At 59.1% G+C, this 257-nt stretch carries 1 rRNA gene; it reads left to right on the forward strand.

Features of this window, described 5'->3' with window-relative positions:
* Positions 1–257 (forward strand): 23S ribosomal RNA (locus QSK18_RS35760); the annotation flags it as partial.

Raw genomic sequence — 257 nt, forward strand, 5'->3', positions numbered from 1 at the left:
CTACAATCCGTCGGAGCCTTACGGGGTGACGGCGTGCCTTTTGAAGAATGAGCCTGCGAGTTAGTGGTGTGTGGCGAGGTTAACCCGGGTGGGGTAGCCGTAGCGAAAGCGAGTCCGAACAGGGCGTACCAGTCGCATGCTCTAGACCCGAAGCGGAGTGATCTACCCATGGCCAGGTTGAAGCGCGGGTAAGACCGCGTGGAGGACCGAACCCACTTAGGTTGAAAACTGAGGGGATGAGCTGTGGGTAGGGGTGA

It is taken from the genome of Kineosporia sp. NBRC 101677, assembly GCF_030269265.1.
Lineage (GTDB): Bacteria > Actinomycetota > Actinomycetes > Actinomycetales > Kineosporiaceae > Kineosporia > Kineosporia rhizophila.